20 protein-coding genes and 2 tRNA genes are annotated in these 22481 nt (G+C 27.9%); 9 read left to right on the plus strand and 13 right to left on the minus strand.

Annotation, left to right across the window (positions count from 1 at the left end):
- Window positions 1–201: 201 nt before the first annotated feature.
- The 3 genes from EPJ79_RS04325 to EPJ79_RS04335 all read left to right on the plus strand — a co-directional run bounded on the left by EPJ79_RS04325 (window position 202) and on the right by EPJ79_RS04335 (window position 3627).
- Complete coding sequence (locus EPJ79_RS04325) at window positions 202–645, plus strand: YaaR family protein (protein ID WP_021958233.1); 444 nt, start codon at window positions 202–204, stop codon at window positions 643–645.
- Window positions 642–1352 (plus strand): tRNA (adenosine(37)-N6)-threonylcarbamoyltransferase complex dimerization subunit type 1 TsaB, encoded by a 711-nt coding sequence (gene tsaB, locus EPJ79_RS04330; protein ID WP_021958234.1) that lies wholly within the window; start codon window positions 642–644, stop codon window positions 1350–1352. Before EPJ79_RS04325 ends, tsaB begins: the two co-directional genes overlap by 4 nt.
- Window positions 1353–1449: 97 nt before the next feature.
- Window positions 1450–3627 (plus strand): methyl-accepting chemotaxis protein, encoded by a 2178-nt coding sequence (locus EPJ79_RS04335; RefSeq protein ID WP_147738576.1) that lies wholly within the window; start codon window positions 1450–1452, stop codon window positions 3625–3627.
- Window positions 3628–3757: 130 nt separating this feature from the next.
- Here EPJ79_RS04335 and EPJ79_RS04340 read toward each other — a convergent pair whose 3' ends face one another.
- The 3 genes from EPJ79_RS04340 to EPJ79_RS04350 form a co-directional block, all read right to left on the minus strand.
- Window positions 3758–4681 carry a hypothetical protein gene (locus tag EPJ79_RS04340; protein WP_147738577.1) on the minus strand — a complete coding sequence of 308 codons (924 nt, stop codon included), beginning with the start codon at window positions 4679–4681 and terminating at the stop codon, window positions 3758–3760.
- A gap of 351 nt (window positions 4682–5032) precedes the next feature.
- A complete protein-coding gene (gene mnmH, locus EPJ79_RS04345; RefSeq protein WP_147738578.1) occupies window positions 5033–6067 on the minus strand; it encodes a tRNA 2-selenouridine(34) synthase MnmH in 1035 nt (344 codons plus the stop codon).
- A 172-nt stretch (window positions 6068–6239) separates the two neighbouring features.
- Entirely contained in the window at window positions 6240–7943 is a 1704-nt protein-coding gene (locus tag EPJ79_RS04350) for a DNA adenine methylase (protein WP_147738579.1), read from the minus strand.
- A 143-nt stretch (window positions 7944–8086) separates the two neighbouring features.
- On the opposite strand from EPJ79_RS04350, the gene EPJ79_RS04355 reads away from it, so the two are divergent.
- The 5 genes from EPJ79_RS04355 to EPJ79_RS04375 all read left to right on the plus strand — a co-directional run bounded on the left by EPJ79_RS04355 (window position 8087) and on the right by EPJ79_RS04375 (window position 14378).
- Complete coding sequence (locus EPJ79_RS04355; protein ID WP_147738580.1) at window positions 8087–9664, plus strand: AAA family ATPase; 1578 nt, start codon at window positions 8087–8089, stop codon at window positions 9662–9664.
- A gap of 23 nt (window positions 9665–9687) precedes the next feature.
- Window positions 9688–11103, plus strand: coding sequence for a VWA domain-containing protein (locus EPJ79_RS04360; RefSeq protein ID WP_147738581.1), 1416 nt, complete (start codon window positions 9688–9690; stop codon window positions 11101–11103).
- Between the two features lie 289 nt (window positions 11104–11392).
- Complete coding sequence (locus tag EPJ79_RS04365; protein WP_147738582.1) at window positions 11393–12916, plus strand: sodium:solute symporter family protein; 1524 nt, start codon at window positions 11393–11395, stop codon at window positions 12914–12916.
- Window positions 12917–12935: 19 nt separating this feature from the next.
- Complete coding sequence (locus EPJ79_RS04370) at window positions 12936–13850, plus strand: dihydrodipicolinate synthase family protein (protein ID WP_147738583.1); 915 nt, start codon at window positions 12936–12938, stop codon at window positions 13848–13850.
- Between the two features lie 63 nt (window positions 13851–13913).
- Window positions 13914–14378: a NanQ anomerase/TabA/YiaL family protein gene (locus tag EPJ79_RS04375; protein ID WP_147559777.1), complete on the plus strand. Its 465-nt coding sequence runs from the start codon at window positions 13914–13916 to the stop codon at window positions 14376–14378.
- A 60-nt stretch (window positions 14379–14438) separates the two neighbouring features.
- Here EPJ79_RS04375 and EPJ79_RS04380 read toward each other — a convergent pair whose 3' ends face one another.
- The 7 genes from EPJ79_RS04380 to EPJ79_RS04410 form a co-directional block, all read right to left on the minus strand.
- Window positions 14439–15626 (minus strand): AGE family epimerase/isomerase, encoded by a 1188-nt coding sequence (locus EPJ79_RS04380; protein WP_244289067.1) that lies wholly within the window; start codon window positions 15624–15626, stop codon window positions 14439–14441.
- A 91-nt stretch (window positions 15627–15717) separates the two neighbouring features.
- Complete coding sequence (gene rnhA / locus EPJ79_RS04385; RefSeq protein ID WP_147738584.1) at window positions 15718–16200, minus strand: ribonuclease HI; 483 nt, start codon at window positions 16198–16200, stop codon at window positions 15718–15720.
- Window positions 16190–17254, minus strand: coding sequence for a DHH family phosphoesterase (locus EPJ79_RS04390; protein WP_147738585.1), 1065 nt, complete (start codon window positions 17252–17254; stop codon window positions 16190–16192). The genes rnhA and EPJ79_RS04390 overlap by 11 nt, the downstream gene beginning before the upstream one ends.
- A 23-nt stretch (window positions 17255–17277) precedes the next feature.
- Window positions 17278–17637 (minus strand): 30S ribosome-binding factor RbfA, encoded by a 360-nt coding sequence (gene rbfA, locus EPJ79_RS04395; RefSeq protein WP_021959622.1) that lies wholly within the window; start codon window positions 17635–17637, stop codon window positions 17278–17280.
- A 9-nt stretch (window positions 17638–17646) separates the two neighbouring features.
- Window positions 17647–18111 carry a chemotaxis protein CheW gene (locus EPJ79_RS04400; RefSeq protein ID WP_021959623.1) on the minus strand — a complete coding sequence of 155 codons (465 nt, stop codon included), beginning with the start codon at window positions 18109–18111 and terminating at the stop codon, window positions 17647–17649.
- Window positions 18112–18250: 139 nt separating this feature from the next.
- Window positions 18251–18324 (minus strand) — tRNA-Glu (locus tag EPJ79_RS04405).
- A gap of 34 nt (window positions 18325–18358) precedes the next feature.
- A tRNA-Lys gene (locus EPJ79_RS04410) sits at window positions 18359–18431 on the minus strand.
- A 145-nt stretch (window positions 18432–18576) separates the two neighbouring features.
- Here EPJ79_RS04410 and EPJ79_RS04415 point away from each other — a divergent pair.
- Entirely contained in the window at window positions 18577–19122 is a 546-nt protein-coding gene (locus EPJ79_RS04415; RefSeq protein WP_147738586.1) for a DUF4416 family protein, read from the plus strand.
- Between the two features lie 140 nt (window positions 19123–19262).
- On the opposite strand, the gene EPJ79_RS04420 is transcribed toward EPJ79_RS04415, so the two are convergent.
- The 3 genes from EPJ79_RS04420 to EPJ79_RS04430 form a co-directional block, all read right to left on the minus strand.
- The gene (locus EPJ79_RS04420) at window positions 19263–19709 is read right to left on the minus strand and encodes an ankyrin repeat domain-containing protein (RefSeq protein WP_307972294.1); all 447 of its coding nucleotides are present in this window, start codon (window positions 19707–19709) and stop codon (window positions 19263–19265) included.
- 213 nt (window positions 19710–19922) lie between these two features.
- Window positions 19923–21014, minus strand: a complete 1092-nt coding sequence (rsgA, locus tag EPJ79_RS04425; protein ID WP_147739606.1) for a ribosome small subunit-dependent GTPase A — start codon at window positions 21012–21014, stop codon at window positions 19923–19925.
- 172 nt (window positions 21015–21186) lie between these two features.
- Window positions 21187–22473 (minus strand): glucose-1-phosphate adenylyltransferase, encoded by a 1287-nt coding sequence (locus EPJ79_RS04430; RefSeq protein ID WP_147529065.1) that lies wholly within the window; start codon window positions 22471–22473, stop codon window positions 21187–21189.
- Window positions 22474–22481 lie beyond the last annotated feature (8 nt).

Below are 22481 nucleotides of genomic sequence, written 5' to 3' on the forward strand. Positions count from 1 at the left end.
TTTTTTAATGTCTACCCTAATTACAGACAATATAAATTTCCTATTATATTTTTGATTTCAAAGATATAGTAGGAAAAATATAAAAAATAATAATAAAGAAAATACTAAAAAATACGAATTATTAAATATTGCTATTTTATTAAAATTATGTTAAGTTAACATAATTAAGTTAACATAATAATTTTTATTGGAGGCATTTTTATGATAAGAGTCGAAGAAAGAAGAAATAGAGAAATTAATTTAAATAGTAGTTTATTAATGGATTCTTCGCCTAAAGTTTCCGTAGCCTCCTCGCCTTTTGCAGCAATGCTTGAAGAAGAAAGAGAAATAAAAAAATATTCTTATGAACTTGACGAATTAAAAAAACAAATATACGATGCAGGATATATGCTTGAAAAAAGTTCAAATATAAAAGAATTCCAAAAATTTAGAGATTTAATAAGAGCGTTAGTTGAAAAAGTAATTAAAGACGCTTATAGAGTTAGAAATTTAAATATGAATAGAAAAACTTATAATGTGGTTGCAAAAATAAACGAAGAGCTTGATTCTTTATATAGAGATATAATTGCAGAACAAAAAAATCATATAGCTATAGCTAATAAAGTAATGAGACTTAAAGGATTGGTTTTAAATTTAATTTCATGAATATTCTCGCTTTCGATACGGTATCTTCAAGTTTTTCAATGGCTTTGAAATTAGGAAATTATACGATTGAAATAAATAAAGAATATGTAAAAAATCATAATAGCGAATTATTGCCGACATTAGATAGTTTTTTGAAAAAAAAGAATTTATCTTTGGATGATATTGATTATATGGTTTTTGGAATAGGACCTGGTTCTTTTACTTCTATAAGAATAGCGTTCGCCACAATAAAAAGTATTTGCTACGCTAAAAATATTAAAATAATCGGCGTTTCAAGTTTAGAATCTTTGTATCAAAATATAAAATCTTTTAACGGCGTTAAATTGGCTTTAATAGAGGCAAGAAAAGGAAGCGTTTATGCAAATATTTACAAAGACGATAATATTATAAAAGAAAATGCGGATTTAACATATAATGAAGTTTTAGATATAATTGATTCTATATCAAATAATGAAGATACTATTACTTTATGCGGAGACGGTTTTTCTGAAAATAAAGATTTTTTTATAAATAGATTAAATAAAAATCCAAAAAATTATAAAATAAATAAATTAGATTATTCTTTTAATATAATAAGAGCCTCAAATTCAATATTACTATCTGAAAGCAGATATAAAGCGGGCGATTTTGACGATATATTTTCGCTCTCTCCTTTATATTTAAGAAAAAGCGAAGCTGAAAACAGAATAATAAATTTTAATAAATAATATTCCGATAATTTAATCGATAAACTATTGCTTGATAAAAATAAAATTATTATATAGAATAATAAAGTCAATTTGAAAAAATTATTGGAGTAAAAAAATGAGAAAATTACAATCCTTGAGAGTAAAAGTCCCTTTCTTCATTATGTTATTGGTAACGGTAATGACTTTGATATTGGGATGGATTATAATAGATAAAGGAGCAAAAGGAATAAGAAATTCGTCAATATTCGGTTTTCAATCGACTACAAAAGTATATTCAAGAATGATAAACGCTTGGTTAAAACAGGCAATGATTATATCGGATTCTATAGCTTCTGGTTTTATTGATATTAGAACTCATTTGGCTTTAAATACGGAAGAGACGAGAGTCGTAGCGGAAAATACTCTAAAAAATATAGTGGCAAATAATAAAGAGATAGAAGTCGCTGTTATATTTAATTTACAAGGAAGACCTATATTAGACAGCATAAATGGAAGATTTATAAACTCAAGCTCAATTCCTAATTTTAGAGAAACTCAATTATGGGGAAAAGTTATTTCTGGCGAAACTTCAATGTATCATACCGCTATCGCTTCGCCTTTGGAAGATGGCAAATGGTTAATAGAAATATTTAGTCCCGTAAAAAATAGTTTAGGAAATATAATCGGAGTCGTTTCGGTTATGGTTGATTGGCATTCTTTTATAGATAAAGAATTAGATTTAATTAAATTTGGAAATACGGGGCATCCTTTTATAGTAGATAGCGATAGATTAGTTATAGCCGACCCTATACCTTCGCATATAAGAAATAAAGTTTTACAAGAAGCGGATTATATAAAATATGCAAGAGAAAATGAATCTGGTTATTATGAATTTAAATCCCCTTTCAATGGCAAAGAATCTATAGCGACTTTTAACAGAGAACCTATATCCGATTGGGCTGTGGTTATGAGTATAGAATCTGAAGAGTTATTTGCGAATACTTATTCAATGATAAAATATGCAATAATCGGAACTATAGTTATGCTTATAATTACTTCCGCATTTATATTTATGTATGTAGGAAAAATAACAAAAATATTAAGCGCTTTATCAAAAGATTTAATAAAATTATCAAACGGAGATTTAACTTGGAGCGTTCCTCATTTCCTTCTTAATAAAAAAGACGAATTTGGAGAAATATCTAATTCAATAAATAGCATATTAGAAGTGCTAAACGAAAAAGTTAGACTCGTTTATTATAGCGCCGATACTGTAAAATCTTCCGCAGATGAAGTAGCTCAAGGCAATGTTGACTTATCCGACAGAACGGAAAGCCAAGCGTCTGGACTTGAAGAAACGGCTTCGTCTATGGAACAAATAGCTTCTACAATAAAATCTTCCGCGGACCATACGGTGGAAGGAAATAATATGATGATTAATTCAAGAAACGCTATTGAAGAGGCTGGAAGAATAATAGAAGAAACGACTCAAAGTATAGAAGCGGTTTACGAATCAAGTTCAAAAATAAGCGCAATTACAAAAATAATAGAAAATATAGCCTTTCAAACAAATATACTTGCCTTAAACGCCGCAGTTGAAGCTGCAAGAGCGGGCGAGCAAGGAAGAGGATTTGCGGTAGTAGCGTCTGAAGTTAGGAATTTGGCTCAAAATACTCAAGCTTCCGTTAAAGATATTACGACTTTAGTATCTGACGCTGAAGAAAAAACGGCTAAAGCTACGGAAACGGCAAGAGAATCTAAAGAAATATTTGAAAACTTAAAACAACAAATAGAAGAAACGGCTAAAATAATGCAAGATTTAAGTTCAACCGCCGTGGAACAACAAGCGGGAGTTGACCAGGTAAATATAGCAATCGCTCAAATGGATATGGCTACTCAACAAAATGCGGCTTTAGTTGAAGAGGCTACGGCGGCGTCCGAAACTTTATTTTCTCAAGCTAAAGAATTATTAAATGCAATGAAGTTCTTTAAATTAAGAGGAGAAGACGGCGATACTTCTAAAAATATAGAAAAAAAAGAAGATAAAAAAGTGAGTAAATCGGAATATAAAGAAGAAAAAGAATTAGATAAAGAGATAAAAGAAGATTATACGGAAAATTTGCCTAAAGAGGAAAAGGAAGAAGAAGAGAAAAAAGTATTTACTCCAAAACCAAGACCTTCGACTGAAATAAAAAGTCCTATAAAGAAAAGTTATGAAGAAACTAAACATGTATCTTCAACTTCTAAAGATAGCGAATTTGGTTCTACTTTTAATAATGCTAAAAGCGATTCTGACGGTTTTGAATCGTTCTAATTAGATAAAAGAATTTAAGGGTAAAAATTCCCCTTTTATTTATTAATCAAATAAAGAATAAAAAAGACACCATATTAAAAAATATGATGTCTTTTATATTATTCTATATTCTAAAAATATAATTTATAAATTAATCTAAAGGTTCTCTATATTTAAAAGTAGGATTGTATTTGTCCCAACCTGAGCCACCATAAGCAGCCCAACGAGACAAATAAGAAATAGTCGCGTTTGTTGGATTATTAAATGTTATCGTTCCTTCCACTGTTTCTTTTTGATATACGGCTGTTAATTTTGTAGTATATGGATAATTAAAAGTGTCGTTAACTTTTCCAGTATAAGTATAATCATCCACAGCATATAGCATTCCGCCACATGGAAAATTTATATTACCATCGCCATCAACAGTAAATTCCCATTCTCGGCGATTATAATTTTCAGATATTTTCCACTTTCCTGTAAGTTCAGATTTAGAATGACTACCGACTGTATTACCGCCCGTGTTATCTTCTTTTTTACTTAAAGCATATTCTATAGTCCAACTATAATTATTAAATTTAACATATAAATAGCCGTTAGTAGTAAATACAACATCCGCATATTGACAAGCTCCTCCGTTTCTTGAAGCGCCAGATTGTATAACTAATTTATAATTAGCGCCTTTACAAGAAGGTCCAGCTCCTTGATAAAACTTATAGCCGTCTTCAAATTGTATATAATACTGATAAGAATCCCAACCAACCGTAGCCGTGAATTTATAAGGTTTTCCATTAATCATATATTCTTTAGAAACATAATGATAACCCTTAAAATTTTCTCTCGTTCCTTCGCCAAATTGTCTTAAATCGTTATTGTTATCGATTTTAACTTCTACTTTTTGAGAGTTTTCATTAGTAGGATTTGGCGTTTCTGGGTTTGTAGGATTAACCGCTGGCTCTTCTACCTGATAGTTATTCAAATCGGTAGGTTTTGCTTTACATGCTATGAATAACATGCTTCCTATAATAGCGATTACTATTATAGATAAAAATTTTTTTGTGTTGTTTTTCGTAGTCATAGACTATCTCCTTAATATTTTTTTATTAAAAACATTTATATAAATAAATGCTTTTTGCAAAATTAAATAATTTATATTATATTCAAAAAAGAATTTGAATAATTTATTGCCGTTTATAAAGACTTCTTCAAGTATAAAATGATAAATTTTAATTGATAAAATTTTATATTTTAAAAAGTTTAAAATACTTGGCGATTGGCGATTGAGTAATCGTAGATATACTTAAACAGTTTTTTATTCATAGTTATATTATAGTATACTTTTTATTATTTGTCAAGCGTTTTTTAAGAAAAAATTTTAAAAAAATTAAAAAATTTGTTAAAAAATAATACCGTCATTATGAACGATAGCCTAACAATTCACATTTAATAAAATTAATTTTATTATAAAATCAAAATCTAAATTATCGCATTCTATATTTATAACCTTATCCTCGATTATACTTAATTTATAAGCCTTATCGTAATAGTAAAGCAAAGTTAAAACGCATTCGTATATTTTTCCTTTATGCAATAATTCAAGCGCTTCTTTCATTCTCTCTCCGCCTAAACGATTTTTAATTTTTAGAATTGATTTTTCCAAATCGTTAATATCGTATTTTCCATAAGTTTCGGTTATATACTTCGCCCTACTCTCTTTTGAAACATTTAAATAAATAATTTTCTGCGGTTGTTTCATAGCGTTAAATAAAGGTTTCGGAATCGCTATTTTACCTATTAAAAAACTCTCATCTTCAAGCCAAATTATTTTATTATTATATTCTATTAATTCTTTAGATAAATAATTTTCAAATTGTTCTTGAGTCGGTTGTTCGCCTTCGTTTATTCCTCCGAATGCAGAGCCTTTATGTTTTGCCAAATATTCTAAATCGATAATATTATATCCAAATTCTTTTAATTTATTTAATATTAAAGTTTTTCCGCTTCCCGTTTTTCCCGTAAGCAAATATATTTTATAATCTCTATTAAAAGAATCCAAAACATAACGCCTATAACTTTTATAACCGCCTCTTAAAACATAAACATCGTATTTATAATTTGAACATAACCAAGCTACAGATTCGCTTCGCATTCCGCCTCTAAAACAATGCATAAGTATTTTATTTTTATCATTACAATTATTATTTTTAGTTATTTCGTCTATCGATTTTAATATATTCGTCATTTTAGGAGCTACAAATTCCAAACCTTTTAAAACGGCTTCTTCTCTTCCGATTTGTTTATATATAGTTCCGATTTCCTTTCTTTCTTCGTCATTAAATAAATAAACATTATGAGCGTTTGGAATATGAGCATGATTATATTCGGCGGGCGAGCGAACATCTATTATTGGCAGATTTTCTTTTTCCAATTTTAAGAATTCTTCTATATCTATATATTTTACCATTTATTATTTATACTCAATGAAGTTATATTAAATTTATATAATATAGATTAAAATAAAAAATGTCAAAATATTAATATTTAAAAATAATAAAAATAAGCTTAAAATTTCTTCTATTTTTAAAATAGAGTAAAAGTAATTTCTTAAATAAAAGAAAATAAAATAAATTTTCAAATCAAATTTTATTAAGAATTTTATTTTTCTTTATATCCGAAATTCCCGAATTTGAAATATTATAAATCATTCTTTTTTTTATTTTATTTACGGCGTTTATATTGTCGTATTTATAAATTATATCCAAAAGTTCGTTTGTTATATCTATTATATATTCGTTAGATTTTTTTGAGCATAAACTTGTATAAATCTTCAAAATATAATTTGAAAAATATTTTATCAATTTTGTATCGTTTATTAAACTTGCTTTTTTAAAATGCGAAGAATATATTTTCAAAGCTTCAATATTATTGTCTTTAATATATTTGTCTAAAAATAATGAAAATCTTTTTATATAATCTATGCTTTTATTTTTTAATTCCGCGCAAATCTCTTCAATATTTATTATATGAACGGAATATTTTAAATTTAATTTTATATTTCCTTCTTTATAATCGTTAAATATTAAATAATTTTTCTGACAGTTTACGGGATTATTTAATTTTAATCTCACGCTTTCAATATATTTTATTTTTAAATGATTATTATTTTTTATTTTTGTTTTTCTTGTGTCGACTAAAAATAAATATTCTATGTTTTTAGTTTTATTTACTATCGAACGCTTTGCTCCTCTATATTTTGTATATTCTGAAGTTAATATTTTTAATTTTCCTTTTTTTTCAAGAACTGAAATTAAATCGTCAAATTCTATTATTCCATCGGTAGAATAACTCATAACTATATGTTTGGCGTTTATATTTTCGATTAAATTAACAAAAGAATTTTTTGCAGTTTTTTTATAACAATAATCGGATTTTGTTTTTATCCAATCTTTTCTTATTCCGCTTTTATTTGTTTTTTTTCCGTTTATATATATTTCTTTATTTATTTCGGGCTTATCCCATAATGCAATTGTGTTAAGCAAATGATAATTGCTTCCGTATTGATGTTGATTATAAGGCGGGTCCAAATAAACCAAATCAAAATTTTTATTTTTATTTTTCAATATAAATTTTTTTGCATCGAGCATACTCGTATGTCCTCTTTTTCCATAAAATAAAGGAAGCTCTTTTAAAGATATCGGCGTTAATATTCTGCCCAATGCGTCTTTATTTCTTCCGCCAAAACCCGAATGAAAAGCTTTGAATACTCCCGAAGTGTTAGTATGTGTTGCGGCTTCATAAATTAAAGAAGCTATTAAATAAAAATATTCTTTTTTGTTTATAGCTTTATTTTTAAAAAGCTCTTCAATATTATGTCTTATAATATCAATTTTAGTAGCGTTATATTGAGTGTAAAATAATCTTTCGTTTTTTAAATCGGGATTATTATCGTTTTGAGGAGCATAATATTTTGAAATATATCTATCTTTATCTTTTATCTTGTTAATATTATTAAGCATTTCGATTGTATTTTGAAGTCCGCCCGTATGAGCGAACATATTTTTTGTATCTTTTATGTCGATATAAATATGAGCGTAATTTAAAATATAAGAATAATATTCCCAATCGTTTGAATAAACTTCCAAATTTAAAGTTTTTAATAATCTCGATATAATTCCGCTTCCTGCAAATAAATCTAAAGCGGTTTTTATATTATTATCTTCTTTTAAAATATCCAAAAAAGCGTTTTCTATAAAAGGCAATAATCTTCTTTTATTGCCAATATAGGCTATTATATTTTCTTTGAGATATTTATTTTTTATATTAATATTTTTAGTTATCATAATATAGTTATCGGAATTTAATTAACATAATTTAGTTAACATAATTATATTAACATAATATTTTATAAATATCAATTATATAATTCTTTTTTTTATAAAAAATGTTATAATATATAAATATTTTTAATCAGAGTTTTTATTTTATGAAAGATAGAATTGCAAAAATAATATCTTTATTATCGAGCGGATTATACGAAAGAAAAGAAATCGTAGCTTTAACTTTTTTAAGCATTATTGCGGGAAAGCCCGTTTTTCTTTACGGACCTCCTGGAACAGCTAAAAGTTTTATTGCCAAAAGAGTTTCTTACGCGTTTAGAGATTCAAAATATTTTGGATATTTAATGCAAAGATTTAGCACTCCCGAAGATATATTTGGTCCCGTTAGTTTGGAAGAACTTAAAAACGATAAATATATAAGAAAAATAAAAGGTTATATACCCGATAGCGATTTTGCATTTTTAGACGAAATTTGGAAAAGCGCTCCCGCAATACTCAACACTTTACTTACGATTATAAACGAAAGAATATTTAAAAACGGTTATGAAGAAATAAAAGTTCCTCTAAAGGGTTTGATTTCCGCAAGCAATGAAACTCCGCCGCCAAATCAAGGACTTGAAGCTTTATACGATAGATTTATAACGAGGCTTACGGTTTATCCTCTAAAAGAAAGAGATAATTTTGAAAAACTTTTAGAAAATACTCAATTAAATCCTTTTATTGAAATAGACGAAAAATTAAAAATAACAACGGAAGAATGGAATAAAATGAGCGAAGAAATTAATAAAATAAAAATTTTTAAAATCGTTTTTAATATTATTCATACAATAAAACTTTCCATAGAAAAATTTAACGAAGACAATATAGATATTCCAATATATATTTCAGACAGAAGATGGCAAAATATTTCTTATTTAATGAAAACCGCCGCATATTTAAACGATAAAAACGAAGTTGATATTTACGAAACTTTACTTTTAGATAATTGTTTATGGAGTTTGGAAGAACATATTGAGCCAATTAAAAAAATTGTAGAAAATGCAATTAGAATTTCTTATAATTTTAAAAACTCCGAAATTGAAAAATGGAAAGAAAATTTTGAAAATTTAAAATCGGATATTGAAAATACATTTTATAATTTAGAAAAAACTTACGACACTGAAAATATTGACGACAAATTATATATCGCTAAAACTTTAAATGTAAAAATTGACGAATACGGAAATAACGGCGATACGATAATTTATATTCCGTTAAAAAATATGAATAAAAAAGGATATTTTCATCCATTAGAGCAAGGAAGATTTATAACTAAAAAATTTAGATGCAATTTTAACGAAAGCGAAATTTGTTCTATAGAAATTAATTCCGCGACTTTAACAAATGGAATAATTTCGGATAAACTTTCAAAGAATTATGAATTATTTACAAAATTTGAACCCGATTTTTATATGAGAAAAAACGGATTTAAGAAAGTTGAAAAAGAAAAAAAAGAAAATTATTTAATTCTTATAGATTCTCTAATATCTAAAATAGAAAATATAATTAATAATTCAAAAAATAATTTTGAAAAAACAAAAAACGAATCTCAAAATATTTTTATCTCTGAAGAAAAAATTAATATTATAAACGATATGTTTCAATCTTATATTGAAGATTTAGAAAGCGAAAAATTAAATATTGAAAAATTTAAAAGCGAAATTTTAGAATTTGCTACAATTTAAATTAAAAAATAAAAATTATAAATATGACAAATATAACTAATACTGCGACAAAAGAAATTAAGAAAACCGAAGATATGGCGAGAGGAGTTTTTTACGGTTCTTTTAAGAATATTGACGACAAAAGACTTGAGGACGAACTTGAAATAAAAATTTCAAAATGGAAAAAAGAATTAAAAGAATATATTGAAAATAATAATCCTTACGAAACAAATAAAATAGAATTGGATATTGCTTTTAAAAAGTTTAAAAATAAAAAATCGTCTAATAAAAGTTATAATAAAAATGAAATAATTAATTATTTAAATAGCTTTAAAGAAATTGATAAAAATATTGATTATAATTTTTGGATTGATAGATTAAATAATGAAAACTTTAATATTATAGAAAAAAATATTTTATCTTCTTGGGAAAAATCTTATAACGATAAAAATAATATTTGGACTTTGAATACAATTAAAGGAAAGAGAGATAAATTTATTGTCGATATGGAATCTTGGATTAAGCTTTTAAAAAAACTTAAATATATGTCTAACATTTTGAGAATAAAAACGGGCGTTTTATGGGATTTTAGAATCGGCGAGCTTTCAGAAGACGATATTTCGCTTTTTAAAAGATGGATTGATTTTATAAACGATTATAAGGATATAGAGATAATTTGCGAAAGTATGGGCAGAAGAGTAGACATTGAAAACGCGATTAATAATATAGAGTTTAAAGATTCTTATAATTATTCAAATAAAAAAATAACTTCAAAAGACGAAATTGTAGGAATTTATTTTTCAAAAGATATTGAGAATATAGTTCCCGAAGAACTTTCTTTACTTTGCGACAGAGATTTTGAAAAATTATTTAAATTAAAATATATTGAAAATAGATTAATGTGTTTTGATAAGAATTCTTATATTTTTGACGAAAGAGAAACGCGGAAAACTCAATCGGGTTATATTGATGGAAGAGGTCCCGTTATAATATGCATAGATACAAGCGGTTCAATGAAAGGAATAAACGAATATATTGCAAAAGCTACAATGCTTAAAATAGTTATGCAGGCTTTGTCGGAAGATAGAAATGTTTATTTAATAAATTTTAGCGTTGAAATATATGCTTGCAAATTCTCTAAAAATTACGGCTTAAACGAACTTATAGATTTTCTTAAATTAAGTTATCATGGCGGTTCGGATATTTATAAAGCTCTTTACGAAGCAAACAGAATAATGAAAACGGACGATTTCAAAAATGCCGATGTTTTGGTATTGTCCGATTTTATGATGGAAGATATGCCTTATAATTTAATCGAATTATGCGAAAAACAAAAATCAAAAGGAAATAAATTTTTTGCAGTTTCAATCGGAAAATTTCCTTTCGGTTATTCCTACAGAAAAGTATTCGATAAACATTGGATATTTGATATTGATAGCGGACTTAAAAGTATTTATTAATTCGATTTTTTGTTATTTTTAGAAAAACTTTAAACTTATACTCGCCTACTCTGTGTGCATTGAGGCAAGGATTCTTTTTTATAAAAAATATATTATGATAGATTAAAAAATATTTTGTTAAAAATAAAAAACATTATAAAATATTAAAAATAATATGTAAAAAATCAATAATTAATATTATATAAAGTAATATTTTATATAAATATAGAAAAATTGAGAAAAAATACTTGCATTTTTTTATTAATTGTAATTAAATAAAAAATATATAAATTGAAAGGAGGATATTATTATGGCTTGGCATTGGTTCGACTGGGTTGTAATACTATTGTATTTCACTGCGATGTTGTTGATTGGAGTTTTCTTTGGTAAAAGAACAAAATCAACAGACGATTATTTTAATGCGGGCGCAAGAGTTCCCGCGATAATAACGGCGTTAAGTATTTACGCTACGGCATTATCTTCGATATCTTTTATTGCCGTTCCCGCGTCTGTTTATAATAACGGTTGGTTATTAGGTATGGCGCCTTTGGGTATAATAATCTTAATGGTTCCCGTTGCTTTGGTGTTTATTCCGTTTTTCAGAAGATTGAAGGTAACGACTATTTACGAATGGATGGGTTCAAGATTTTCTTATAGTATAAGATTATTGGGCAGTTTATCGTTTATAGCTTTCCATATTGTGAGAATGGCTATAGTCCTTTATCTTCCAACTTTAGCTATGGTTCAAGCTCTTCCGAATTTAAATCCCGTAATAGTAACTCTATTGGTTGGATTATTCTGCGTGGCTTATACTTCAATCGGCGGAATAGAAGCAGTTTTATGGTCTGACGCTATAGAAGCCGTAGTTCTTATTTTTGGAGCTATATTGGTTATAATAGTTTGTTTCGCTATTGTGGGCGTAGGCGAAGGATTTTCGATTTTGGCGAGAGACGGTAAAATGATAGGACCGGATTTCTTTTCTTTAGATTTGGCTAAACAGAGTATTTGGGCTATGGTTATCGGCGCTTTCTTTGGTTCTATTTATCAATATATTGGAGGACAAGATATAGTTCAAAGATATAACACGACTCCAAACGAAAAAGAGGCTCAAAAAAGTTTATTATTAAATGTTCCGCTTGCCTGCACAAGTTCTATAATATTTATAGGTATGGGTTCGGCTTGTTGGATATTATTTAATTCTGGCAAGGCTACTTTGCCCGAAAATATAAGCGGAAGCGCTATCTTACCTCATGTTATTATGGATTATTTGCCTGTGGGAATATCTGGCTTGGTAATAGCGGGAATATTTGCAGCGGCTCAATCTACGGTTTCCTCAAGCTTAAACTCAGTTTCAACCTGTATGACAAAAGACATACTTGAAAAATTAAAACCTGATTTAAGCGATAAATTCAAACTTAATTTTGCAAGAAGTTCAAGTTGGATTGTAGGACTTATAAGCACATTATTAGCCGTTAAGTTTTTAAGCGGAGGACCTAGCGATATTTATTTATATTTCCAAGCGATAACGGGACTTTTGGGCGGACCTATAGCTTCTGTAATTCTGGTTGGAATATTCTTCGATAAAGTTAATACCGTTGCCGTTTGGATAGGTTTTATAGCTTCAACGATTTTGGCGTTCTATTTAACGGACCCATCGGGCATAGTTTCAAAATTGATTCCAATTTATAGCAAACCGCAAGTATTTGAAATACTGATTTCATTCTTAATAATAGTTTCTGGCGTTGTGGTTTCTTTAATTGCTTCTTTGATTTGCGGAAAACCAAACAAAGATAAAACGGATAATTTGACTTATTCAAGTTTAATGAAAAAATAAAAACAAGGAGATTTTAATTATGCGAAATTTAGAAAAATATAGAGGCGTTATACCCGCATTTTATGCCTGCTATGACGAGAAAGGAGAGATAAGCAAAGAGAGAGCGAAAAAATTTACTTCGTTTTTAATCGATAAGGGAGTTAAAGGCTTATATGTCGGAGGCTCTTCGGGAGAATGCATTTATCAAAGCAAAGAGGATAGAAAATTAATATTAGAATCCGTTATGGAAGTAGCTAAAGGAAAAATTACTATAATCGCTCATATAGCCTGCAATAATACTTCAGACGGCGAAGAATTGGCGGCGCATGCGGAAAAATTGGGCGTTGACGCTATAGCGGCGATTCCTCCTATTTATTTTCATTTGCCCGATTACGCCATAGCGGATTATTGGAACGATATGAGTAAAGCAGCGCCAAATACCGATTTTATAATTTATAATATTCCTCAACTTGCGGGAGTTTCTTTAACGGTTTCGCTTTATAAGAAAATGAGAGAAAACAATAAAGTTATAGGCGTTAAAAATTCTTCAATGCCGATTTTTGATATTCAAACATTTAAAGATGTAGCGGGAGACAATAGCGTAATATTTAACGGACCAGACGAACAATTTGTTGGCGGAAGAATAATCGGAGCTGACGGAGGAATAGGCGGAACTTACGGAGTTATGCCCGAATTATTTATAGAGGCGGATAAAGCGGTTAGAGAATGCGATTTTAAGAAAGCTCAAGATATTCAATTTAAAATCAATAGAATAATCGCGGCTATGTGTTCTTGTCATGGAAATCTATACGCTGTTATGAAAGAGATTTTGAGAAAGCAGGGAATTGATATCGGCGGAGTTAGAAAACCTTTGCCTGATATTATAGAAAGCGATAAACCGATTATTGAAAATTGTTATAAAATGATTGAAGAAGCAAAAAGCGGTTTAAAATAATTTAAAATATAATATAATTAATTAAAAATTTAATTAACTAAAAATTTTTAGAAGGATATTTTTATGATACTAAAACCATTAAAAAGCGAATTTAATAAAGACTTTCATGATAGAATTTGGAAGGCAAAAAATTATGTTAGAGAACATTACGAAGATTTGAAAAAACTTTCCGTAGGACAACATAAACTCGATAAAGAGATTTGCGAAGGCGCTTATATTAATATAGCAGAATACGACAATAAAGATAATCCGCCTTGGGAATCGCATTTAGAGTTTGTAGATATTCAAATAATATTTGAAGGAGCAGAAGATTATATTATAGCAAATACTTCGGAATTAAAACCTAAAGAATACGATAAAGCGACAGATTATCATAATTGGGAAGGCGAAGGAGCCGTTCGTTTGACTCTTACGCCTGGAAATATATTGATACTTTTGCCTTATGACGCTCATAGAGTCGGACTTGCTCCGAAAACGGGAAAAACTCATGTTAAAAAGGGCATAGTAAAAGTTCCTTATAAAGCTTGATTTTTTATTCTCCTGTTATTTGTATAAAAGACTTGAGTTTAATTACTTGAGTCTTTTTTATTATTTATTATTATTTATTAAATCTATCATTTCAACGCATTTTATATACATTCTTGGAATATGAAAAGGTCCTTTATACATATTGCCCTTTAAATCTGTAGAAAGGCTTCCATCTCTATGCAAATAACCAAACCATTCGCCAAATTCTTTATCGATAAATTTATTAGTGTATTCTTTTACCATAAAATGTTTTTCTAAATATTTTTTATCTTTAGTAAAATAATAAGCGTAAAGAGTCGCAATCGCAGCTTCGGTTTGGGGCCACCAAAATTTCATGTCATGCCAATAATCACTTTTCGGTTTGCCTAAAACATCCATAAATTGTATTATTCCGCCATACTCTTTATCCCATCCCCATTCCCACATCCAATCGAAAATTTTTAATCCAAGCTCAATTAAATTTCTATCGTTATCTCTTTCAATAGCTTCTCTCAATATAAACCAAGAGGATTCAATCGCATGTCCAGGATTAAGTTGTCTTCCTTCAAAATGGTCTTGCAAAGTTCCATCGGGATTGCATTGTTCCAAAACCGCTTTTTTCTCTTCGTATAAAAATATTTTCACTTGCGATAAAAGATTATCTATATATTTATTATAATATTCTCTGTTTTCTTCATCCGATTTTCTTAATTCCTGAACTGTGGCAAGCATTATCATTGGCGGTCCAAAAGAAATTGTAGCTCTCTGATTAATGTCAAATTTAGGAATTAATAATTTTTGAATTTTATCGATTCTTTCAAGCAATTCTTTAGCTTTTATTATGTAGCTTTTATCACGGCTTGCTCTTCCATAAGATGCCATAGCGATTATGCAAAATGTTTCTGAAAAATAATATCTCAATCTTTTTATAACGCATTTTCCCTCTTCGGTTACTCTAAAAAACATTCTTCCGTCCCCGTCTTTGTCGAAACAATGTTTTTCCAAAAAGTCTATTCCCGATTTCGCCGCATCCAAATATTCTTCTTTTTTTTCAAAATCCGCGTAAAGAGTCGACAAAATCCAAGAAAATCTTCCTTGAAACCAAACGGATTTATCTCTGTCTATAATATTTCCTTTTCTGTCTAATGCCGTCCAATATCCTCCGTTTTTTTTATCAAGTCCGTTTTTTAGCCAAAATGGAATTATATTTTCTTTAAGCATATATAAATATTCTTTTTTTAATTCTGATAAATTATTTAAGTTATTCATAAAAACTTCCTATTTAATTTTAATTTATTTTAAAAATAATTATATTATAAAATCAAAAAAATAAAACATGATTTTTTATTATACAAACAAACTAATTTATCTTATTATAAAAACTAGCAATATTGCCCGTATTTTCATGCTCGTCCATAAGTATATTTACAATTTCATCCGCTCTGTTATTTTCTTTATTATCCGAATGCCCTTTAACTTTTATGAACTCTATATTATGCTTTTTTGAAAGTTCAATTAACTTAAACCAATATTCTTTATTTTCAACGGGTTTTTTATCGCTTTTAATCCAATTATTTTTTTGCCAAGTATAAATCCAACCGTTCATTCCATTAACTAAATATGCGCTATCGCTATAAACTTTTATGTTATGGGAATTTTTTAATCTCTCAAGCGCCTTTATAACCGCTTTCATTTCCATTTTATTATTTGTCGTCATCTCTTCGCTTTCGCCAATTTCAAGACGCAAATTATATTTTTCGCTTATTAATATTGAAGCCCAAGCACCAGGTCCAGGATTTCCTCTACATCCGCCGTCAGTGTAAATTATAATATTATCTTTCATTTAATAATTTTATCAGTTTATTTTTGATTTCAGATATAAGTTTTTCTTTATTATAATCTTCTTTTGATACGGTAAAACCAGCGGCTTTAGGATGTCCGCCTCCTCCGAAAGATTCTGCAATTTCTCTTACATTTTTATTTATTCTACTTCTCATACTTACTCTAAAATCTTCTTCGCTTTCATGAATTATAAATCCGATAAAAACATCTTCCATTTGAATTAAAATATCCGAAGCGCTTACGGTTATCTCTTTCATGCTATGCCCGTTAATTGTCTCTTGCAAACATATATAGCCTATTTTATTTTCTTCGTCTATTATCATTCTTCTGTATATTTCCATTAAAGCGGCTACATCTATTCTAGTATATCTCTTTCTAACGACATTTCCTAAATTTTCTATTATAACTCCCCTACTCATTAATTTTGAAGCTGCAAGTAAAGACTTTTCTGTAGTATTGCTAAAAACAAAACCTCCCGTATCGGTTGAAAGTCCGCAATACAATAAAGTCGCTATAGTAGAATCCATACTTTTTAAGAAAGTTGAAAATATATCAAAAATTATCTCGCAAGTGGCGGCTGCGTTAGTATCGTTATAAAACATAGTAACGCCTTCTATATTTCTAACTTTATGATGGTCTATAAATATTACTTCGTTATATTCGTTAAGAACTTCAGAAATCCAACCTATTCTGTCAATATCTCCCGAATCTAATACAACCAAAACATCTTTTTTAGGAATAGTTTCTTCATTAACATTAAATATTACTTCTTCTATTAATAAAACATTTTGTAAATCTCTTTGCATTTTATCCGTATTGACAACGAAAACTTTTCTCTTTTTGAATATTTTTTTTAAAAGTAAAGATAATCCCAAACATGAACATATACAATCGACATCGGGATTTCTATGTCCGATTATCGTTATATTTGTTGCTTTTGAGAGAGTTTTTAATATTTCTTTTATATTTGTTTTTATATTTTTCTTTGCATTATTTTTAACCGTTTTCTTTGCGGTTTTTTTTATTATTTTATTTACGCTTTTTTTATTAGCCATAATAATTTCCTCTTAAAAATTAATTAATCTTCATTATCGTTAATATTTAAATTTCTTATATTCGTCAATACTTTATTAGTTTCGATTAAAGTTTTATCGTAATGAAAAGTTAAATTTGGAACATATCTAACTTTAAGACTTTTTTTAAGATAAGAAAATATAACTCCTTTAGCGCTATTTAATCCGCTTAAAACTTCGTCTTTTTTATCTTCATTTAAACATACGAAAAAAACTTTAGCGTTTTTCAAATCTTTATCGGTATCTACTTTTGTTATAGTTATAAGATTATTTTTTATTCTTGGGTCTTCTATCTCTTTAAATATAATCGCAGATAGAAGTTGTTTAATATTTTCATTTATTCTAAATATTCTATGAGAAGACATATTATTTTATTAAACAACCGAATTATTTACGGCGCTATTTAAATCGTCAAGTTCGTTTTTTAAAAATACTTTATCTATATTTACTAAAATAATCATTTGTTCGTTTGCCTTAACGAGTCCCATTATATATCTATTGTCTATTCCCGAATGAATATCAATATCTTCCTGTATATTTTCTTCGTTAATTGTAAGAACATCTGAAACAGAATCGACAACCAAACCATATTTTTTATTTCCTATAGCGACAACAACTATAACGCAATTATTTGGGTCCATAGGAGAATCGAAATGAAATCTTGCCCTTAAATCTATAACAAGTATTATAGTTCCTCTTAAATTAATTATTCCTTTTAAATAATCGGGACAATTCGGAATCGGCGTAGGCTGAATAAAATTAAGTATTTCCTGAACTTTTAATATATCTATTCCGTATAGTTCGTTATTTATATTAAATACAAGTATTTGATTTGACATATTATCTCCTTAAAAAATACACATTATAAATTATAATATATAATAAACATAAGTCAAGTAATTTTATTTTATATTTATCGGAATAATAATTTTTGATTAAATAAAAAAACCCATATCGAAAGATACGGGCTTAATTATGAACCGGTGACGGGTTTCGAACCCGCGAATGCAGGAATGAAAATCCTGTGTGTTAAACCACTTCACCACACCGGCGTATATATTTTAGCAAAATTATTAAAATCGTATTTGAGCCAAGAAGGGTTCGAACCTTCGACAACCGCCTTAAAAGGGCGATGCTCTACCGACTGAGCTATTGGCCCGCGTTAATTTTTTAATTAAGTTTGTTAATTATACAATATTAATTATTTTTTGTCAAGCGTTTATTTATTAATTATTGCCATTTTTTTATTATTAATTTAATATTTTCTAAAAATAATTATATTATATATTAATAAAATAATCAATATGAGTAAAGTTTTGAAACAGTCTAAAGCCGTTCTTGTAATTGCCTTTATGTATAGAGATTTAGAAATTTATAATTTGGCATTAAAAGACGCTATAGAAAATTTTAATTCAATAAAAATTATAAGCGAAGAATATTTATTTTCTCATTCTGCATATTATAAAGAAGAAATGGGCGAAAACTTAAAAAAAAGATTTTTAGTTTTTAAAAATTTAATAGAAAGAGATTATATATCTGAAGTAAAAAAGACTACCGATAAAATAGAAAAAAAATATTTATATTCTAACGGAAACAGAAAAATAAATATAGACCCAGCTATACTTACGCTTGAAAATTTTATTTTAACGACTAATAAAAATTTTACTCATAGAATATATTTAAAAGACGGAGTTTTTGCCGACTTAACTTTAATATATAATAAAAAACTCGGATATACGGAGCTTCCTTGGACTTATGCAGATTATTCAAGCGAAGAAACAAAATTATTTTTAAATAGCGTGAGAGATTTATTTTATAATGAGTTAATAAAAACATCGCCTTTCGCTTAAATTAAAATTTTTCGCTCTTTATAATTGCAAATAATAAAATTTTATAACCTTGTTAAAATATAAAGCCACCCGTTAAGATGGCTCTACATTAATAATACAATAGGAGAAAAAATATGAAAAAAATTATTTATTATCTTAATTTATTTAACCGCTCCAGCTTTTTTAAGTATTTTAACTATATCCTTATACTCGTTTTCAAAAGCGTAAGTTAATGCCGTTTTCCCGTCTCTATCTCTTATATTAAGAGTAGCGTCAGCATTTACCAAAAGTTTTACTATATCGGTATGTCCGTTATAAGCGGCTTTACTTAACGCGGTTATATTTTTAACATTGCTTATATTTATATTAACTCTTTTATTTAATAAAAGCTCAACTATTTCGGTATATCCTTTTTCAGCCGCTTCCATTAAAGGAGTTTCGCCTATTATATTTCTAGTATTAATATTAACTCCAGACATTATAAGTTCTTTCGCTTTATTAATATCGTCATTTTTTAATGCGTTCATTAGCGTATCGGATTCGTTAGCGAATAATCCTAATGATAATATAAATGTCGCTATAATTACAAATGCTATTTTCATCGTCATAACTTCTCCTCCAATTTTTACTCTCATATTTTCTACTCAAAATATAATAATTATTTTTAAATTGTGGTTAACTTTTTTTATTTTATTTAACCTCAATATTTCCATTCTCTACAATTAAGATACAAAACTTTTAAAATAAGTGTTTAAATTTTTTTTAATTAAATATTAAAAAAATTTATTTTAAAATTTGATTTTAAATTTTTAGAATAGAATTTATTTTTTAAGATTTTTATTTATTTTCTTATAATCGTTTCTGTATTTCATTATTTTCTTCAATGCTTTTTTTCTATCTTTTTTAATTTCTATTGAAGTTTTTTGAAGTTGTTTATTTTCATTAAGCAAAGTTATATAAGCTTGATATCTCTCGTAAGGAATTTTATTTTTTTCGACAAGCTCAAGTATATAACAATCTGGCTCATGTTGATGAGTGCAATTTTTAAATTTGCAATTTTTTGAAAGCTCTTCCAAATCCTCAAAAGTTTTTTTTATTCCTTTATCGTCTTCCCATAAATCTAAATTTCTTAATCCTGGCGTATCTATAACTACTCCGCCGCCTTCTAAAATTAAAAGCTCTCTATGAGTTGTTGTGTGCATTCCCTTAAAATCGTATTCTCTCACTTCTTTAGTTTTCATTTTTTCTTTTTTTAATAAATAGTTAATTATAGTCGATTTACCCGAACCAGAAGCTCCTATAAAAACTGAAGAAGTATTTTCTTTTATATAAGATAAAAATTCTTTTGCATTTTCTCCCGTTTTTGAGCTATAACCAAAAGCTATTTCATTAGGATAATTTTCTTTTATAGTTTTTAATAATTCTTTGAATTCATTTTTTTTATAAATGTCGATTTTGCTTATCGCTATTATAGGCTTTATTCCCGAAGTATGAGCGATTGACAAATATCTTGCAATAGCCGAAATTGGCATTTCATTATCTAAAGCGACAATTATAAAAACATAATCAATATTGCTTACTATCGCTTGAATATCATTTTTTTTAATATTTGCCTTTCTGTATAAAATATTTTTTCTAGTTAAAATTGTTTCTATAAAAGCGTTATTGTCCGATTTTCGCATTAAAACCCAATCGCCCACAATCGGAAGCTCGCTTTGAATTTCCGATTTATGTCTTATTCTGCCTTTAATTCTCGCTAAAAATTCGCCTTCGTTTGAAAATAAAGTATAATATCTTTTATGTATTCTTATAACTCTTGCAGGAATTAAATTTTCTCTGTCTTTTATATCGTTTAGAATTTTTAAAGTTAATTTTTCAAAATATTCGTCAAAACCTATATCTTTTATTGTCAATTTTTGCATATTGAGATTTATAATACATTATTAAATTATATTTGTCAATTTTTCGATATTATATCATGACAATAAAATATTATCATAGAAAATAAAATTAAACGCGTTAAAAGTAGCAAAGCAATTTTAATTAAAAAATAATTTTTATAATTTAAATTTCTAATAAATAAAACTATATAACAGTTCCGCTTTTAACTACCGTATTTTTAGGAATTATAACTATTCCATCTCTTATGCAATAAAACTCGCTATCCTGATGCTGAATTCTCTTTTTATTTACTATAGTAACCTCGTTTCCTATTCTAACATTTTTATCTATAATCACATTTTTGAGAGTGCATTTTTTTCCTATTCCTATTTTAGGCAAATGTCTAACATTAAGCCTCTCTATATCATCTCTATTCTCATAATAGTCGCTTCCCATCATAATGACTCTTTCCAAATTAGAACCGCTTTGAATAACCGAACGCAAACCTATAACCGATTCTTTTATCGTGGCGTTTTCTATTTTGCATCCGTCCGCTATTATGCTTGAATTAATATTTGCTTTTTCAATTTTCGATGCCGATAGATAACGAACATGCGTATAAATTGGAGCGTCTTCGTCATAGAAATCGAAAGGCGGATTCTTGCTTCCAAAAGAAATATTCGCGTCAAAATAAGCCTTAATAGTTCCTACATCTTCCCAATATCCTTGAAAAGCGTAACTGAATACTTTATATTTTTTTATCGCTTCGGGTATAATATCTTTTCCGAAATCCATCATTGAAACATCTTCCAAAAGTTCTTTAAGGACATTTCTTCTAAAAATATATATTCCCATAGAAGCCAAATATTCTTTTTTTCCGTCCTCTATATCAAACATTTTCTTTTGCTCTGCGCTTAATTTTAGAGAATTGAGAATCTCATCTTCTTTAGGTTTTTCGTAAAAATTAGTTATCTGCCCTCTTTTATTGACAAGCATTACTCCAAAACCTTTTGCCTCCTCTCTAGATACGGGAACTGTTCCTATAACAATATCCGCTCCCGTTTCAAGCATATGCCTATTCATAACATTATAATCCATACGATAAACTTGGTCGCCTGAAAGTATTAAAACATTATTAATAAATTCATTGTCGAAATGCGAAAGATTTTTTCTAACGGCGTCCGCAGTTCCTTGATACCAATCTATATTTGTATCGGTTTGTTCGGCTGCTAAAATACTTACATGCCCGCCTGAAAAGTTATCAAATCTATAAGCATTATAAATATGATTATTTAAAGAGGCGCTATTGAATTGAGTTATAACATAAATATTTCTAAGTCCGCTATTAATACAGTTTGATACGGGAATATCTATCATTCTGTATTGTCCTCCAAGAGAAACCGCGGGTTTTGAACGCGCTTTAACTAAAGGATATAATCTCGTTCCTCTTCCTCCTCCAAGTATTAATGCTACGGTATTATATGCTCTCATAAAAAACT

The sequence above is a fragment of the Brachyspira aalborgi genome, from assembly GCF_008016455.1.
Classification (GTDB): Bacteria; Spirochaetota; Brachyspiria; order Brachyspirales; family Brachyspiraceae; genus Brachyspira; species Brachyspira aalborgi.

What these genes read in the sequence shown, in the direction of transcription:
- EPJ79_RS04365 (WP_147738582.1), top strand. Translation starts at nt 11,393, where the DNA reads ATGGCTTGGCATTGGTTCGACTGGGTTGTAATACTATTGTATTTCACT.
- EPJ79_RS04360 (WP_147738581.1), top strand. Translation starts at nt 9,688, where the DNA reads ATGACAAATATAACTAATACTGCGACAAAAGAAATTAAGAAAACCGAA.
- EPJ79_RS04350 (WP_147738579.1), bottom strand. Translation starts at nt 7,943, where the DNA reads ATGATAACTAAAAATATTAATATAAAAAATAAATATCTCAAAGAAAAT.
- EPJ79_RS04430 (WP_147529065.1), bottom strand. Translation starts at nt 22,473, where the DNA reads ATGAGAGCATATAATACCGTAGCATTAATACTTGGAGGAGGAAGAGGA.
- EPJ79_RS04370 (WP_147738583.1), top strand. Translation starts at nt 12,936, where the DNA reads ATGCGAAATTTAGAAAAATATAGAGGCGTTATACCCGCATTTTATGCC.
- EPJ79_RS04415 (WP_147738586.1), top strand. Translation starts at nt 18,577, where the DNA reads ATGAGTAAAGTTTTGAAACAGTCTAAAGCCGTTCTTGTAATTGCCTTT.
- EPJ79_RS04375 (WP_147559777.1), top strand. Translation starts at nt 13,914, where the DNA reads ATGATACTAAAACCATTAAAAAGCGAATTTAATAAAGACTTTCATGAT.
- EPJ79_RS04390 (WP_147738585.1), bottom strand. Translation starts at nt 17,254, where the DNA reads ATGGCTAATAAAAAAAGCGTAAATAAAATAATAAAAAAAACCGCAAAG.
- EPJ79_RS04380 (WP_244289067.1), bottom strand. Translation starts at nt 15,626, where the DNA reads ATGAATAACTTAAATAATTTATCAGAATTAAAAAAAGAATATTTATAT.
- EPJ79_RS04355 (WP_147738580.1), top strand. Translation starts at nt 8,087, where the DNA reads ATGAAAGATAGAATTGCAAAAATAATATCTTTATTATCGAGCGGATTA.
- mnmH (WP_147738578.1), bottom strand. Translation starts at nt 6,067, where the DNA reads ATGGTAAAATATATAGATATAGAAGAATTCTTAAAATTGGAAAAAGAA.
- rbfA (WP_021959622.1), bottom strand. Translation starts at nt 17,637, where the DNA reads ATGTCTTCTCATAGAATATTTAGAATAAATGAAAATATTAAACAACTT.
- EPJ79_RS04420 (WP_307972294.1), bottom strand. Translation starts at nt 19,709, where the DNA reads ATGACGATGAAAATAGCATTTGTAATTATAGCGACATTTATATTATCA.
- EPJ79_RS04325 (WP_021958233.1), top strand. Translation starts at nt 202, where the DNA reads ATGATAAGAGTCGAAGAAAGAAGAAATAGAGAAATTAATTTAAATAGT.
- EPJ79_RS04340 (WP_147738577.1), bottom strand. Translation starts at nt 4,681, where the DNA reads ATGACTACGAAAAACAACACAAAAAAATTTTTATCTATAATAGTAATC.
- EPJ79_RS04335 (WP_147738576.1), top strand. Translation starts at nt 1,450, where the DNA reads ATGAGAAAATTACAATCCTTGAGAGTAAAAGTCCCTTTCTTCATTATG.
- tsaB (WP_021958234.1), top strand. Translation starts at nt 642, where the DNA reads ATGAATATTCTCGCTTTCGATACGGTATCTTCAAGTTTTTCAATGGCT.
- rnhA (WP_147738584.1), bottom strand. Translation starts at nt 16,200, where the DNA reads ATGAAAGATAATATTATAATTTACACTGACGGCGGATGTAGAGGAAAT.
- EPJ79_RS04400 (WP_021959623.1), bottom strand. Translation starts at nt 18,111, where the DNA reads ATGTCAAATCAAATACTTGTATTTAATATAAATAACGAACTATACGGA.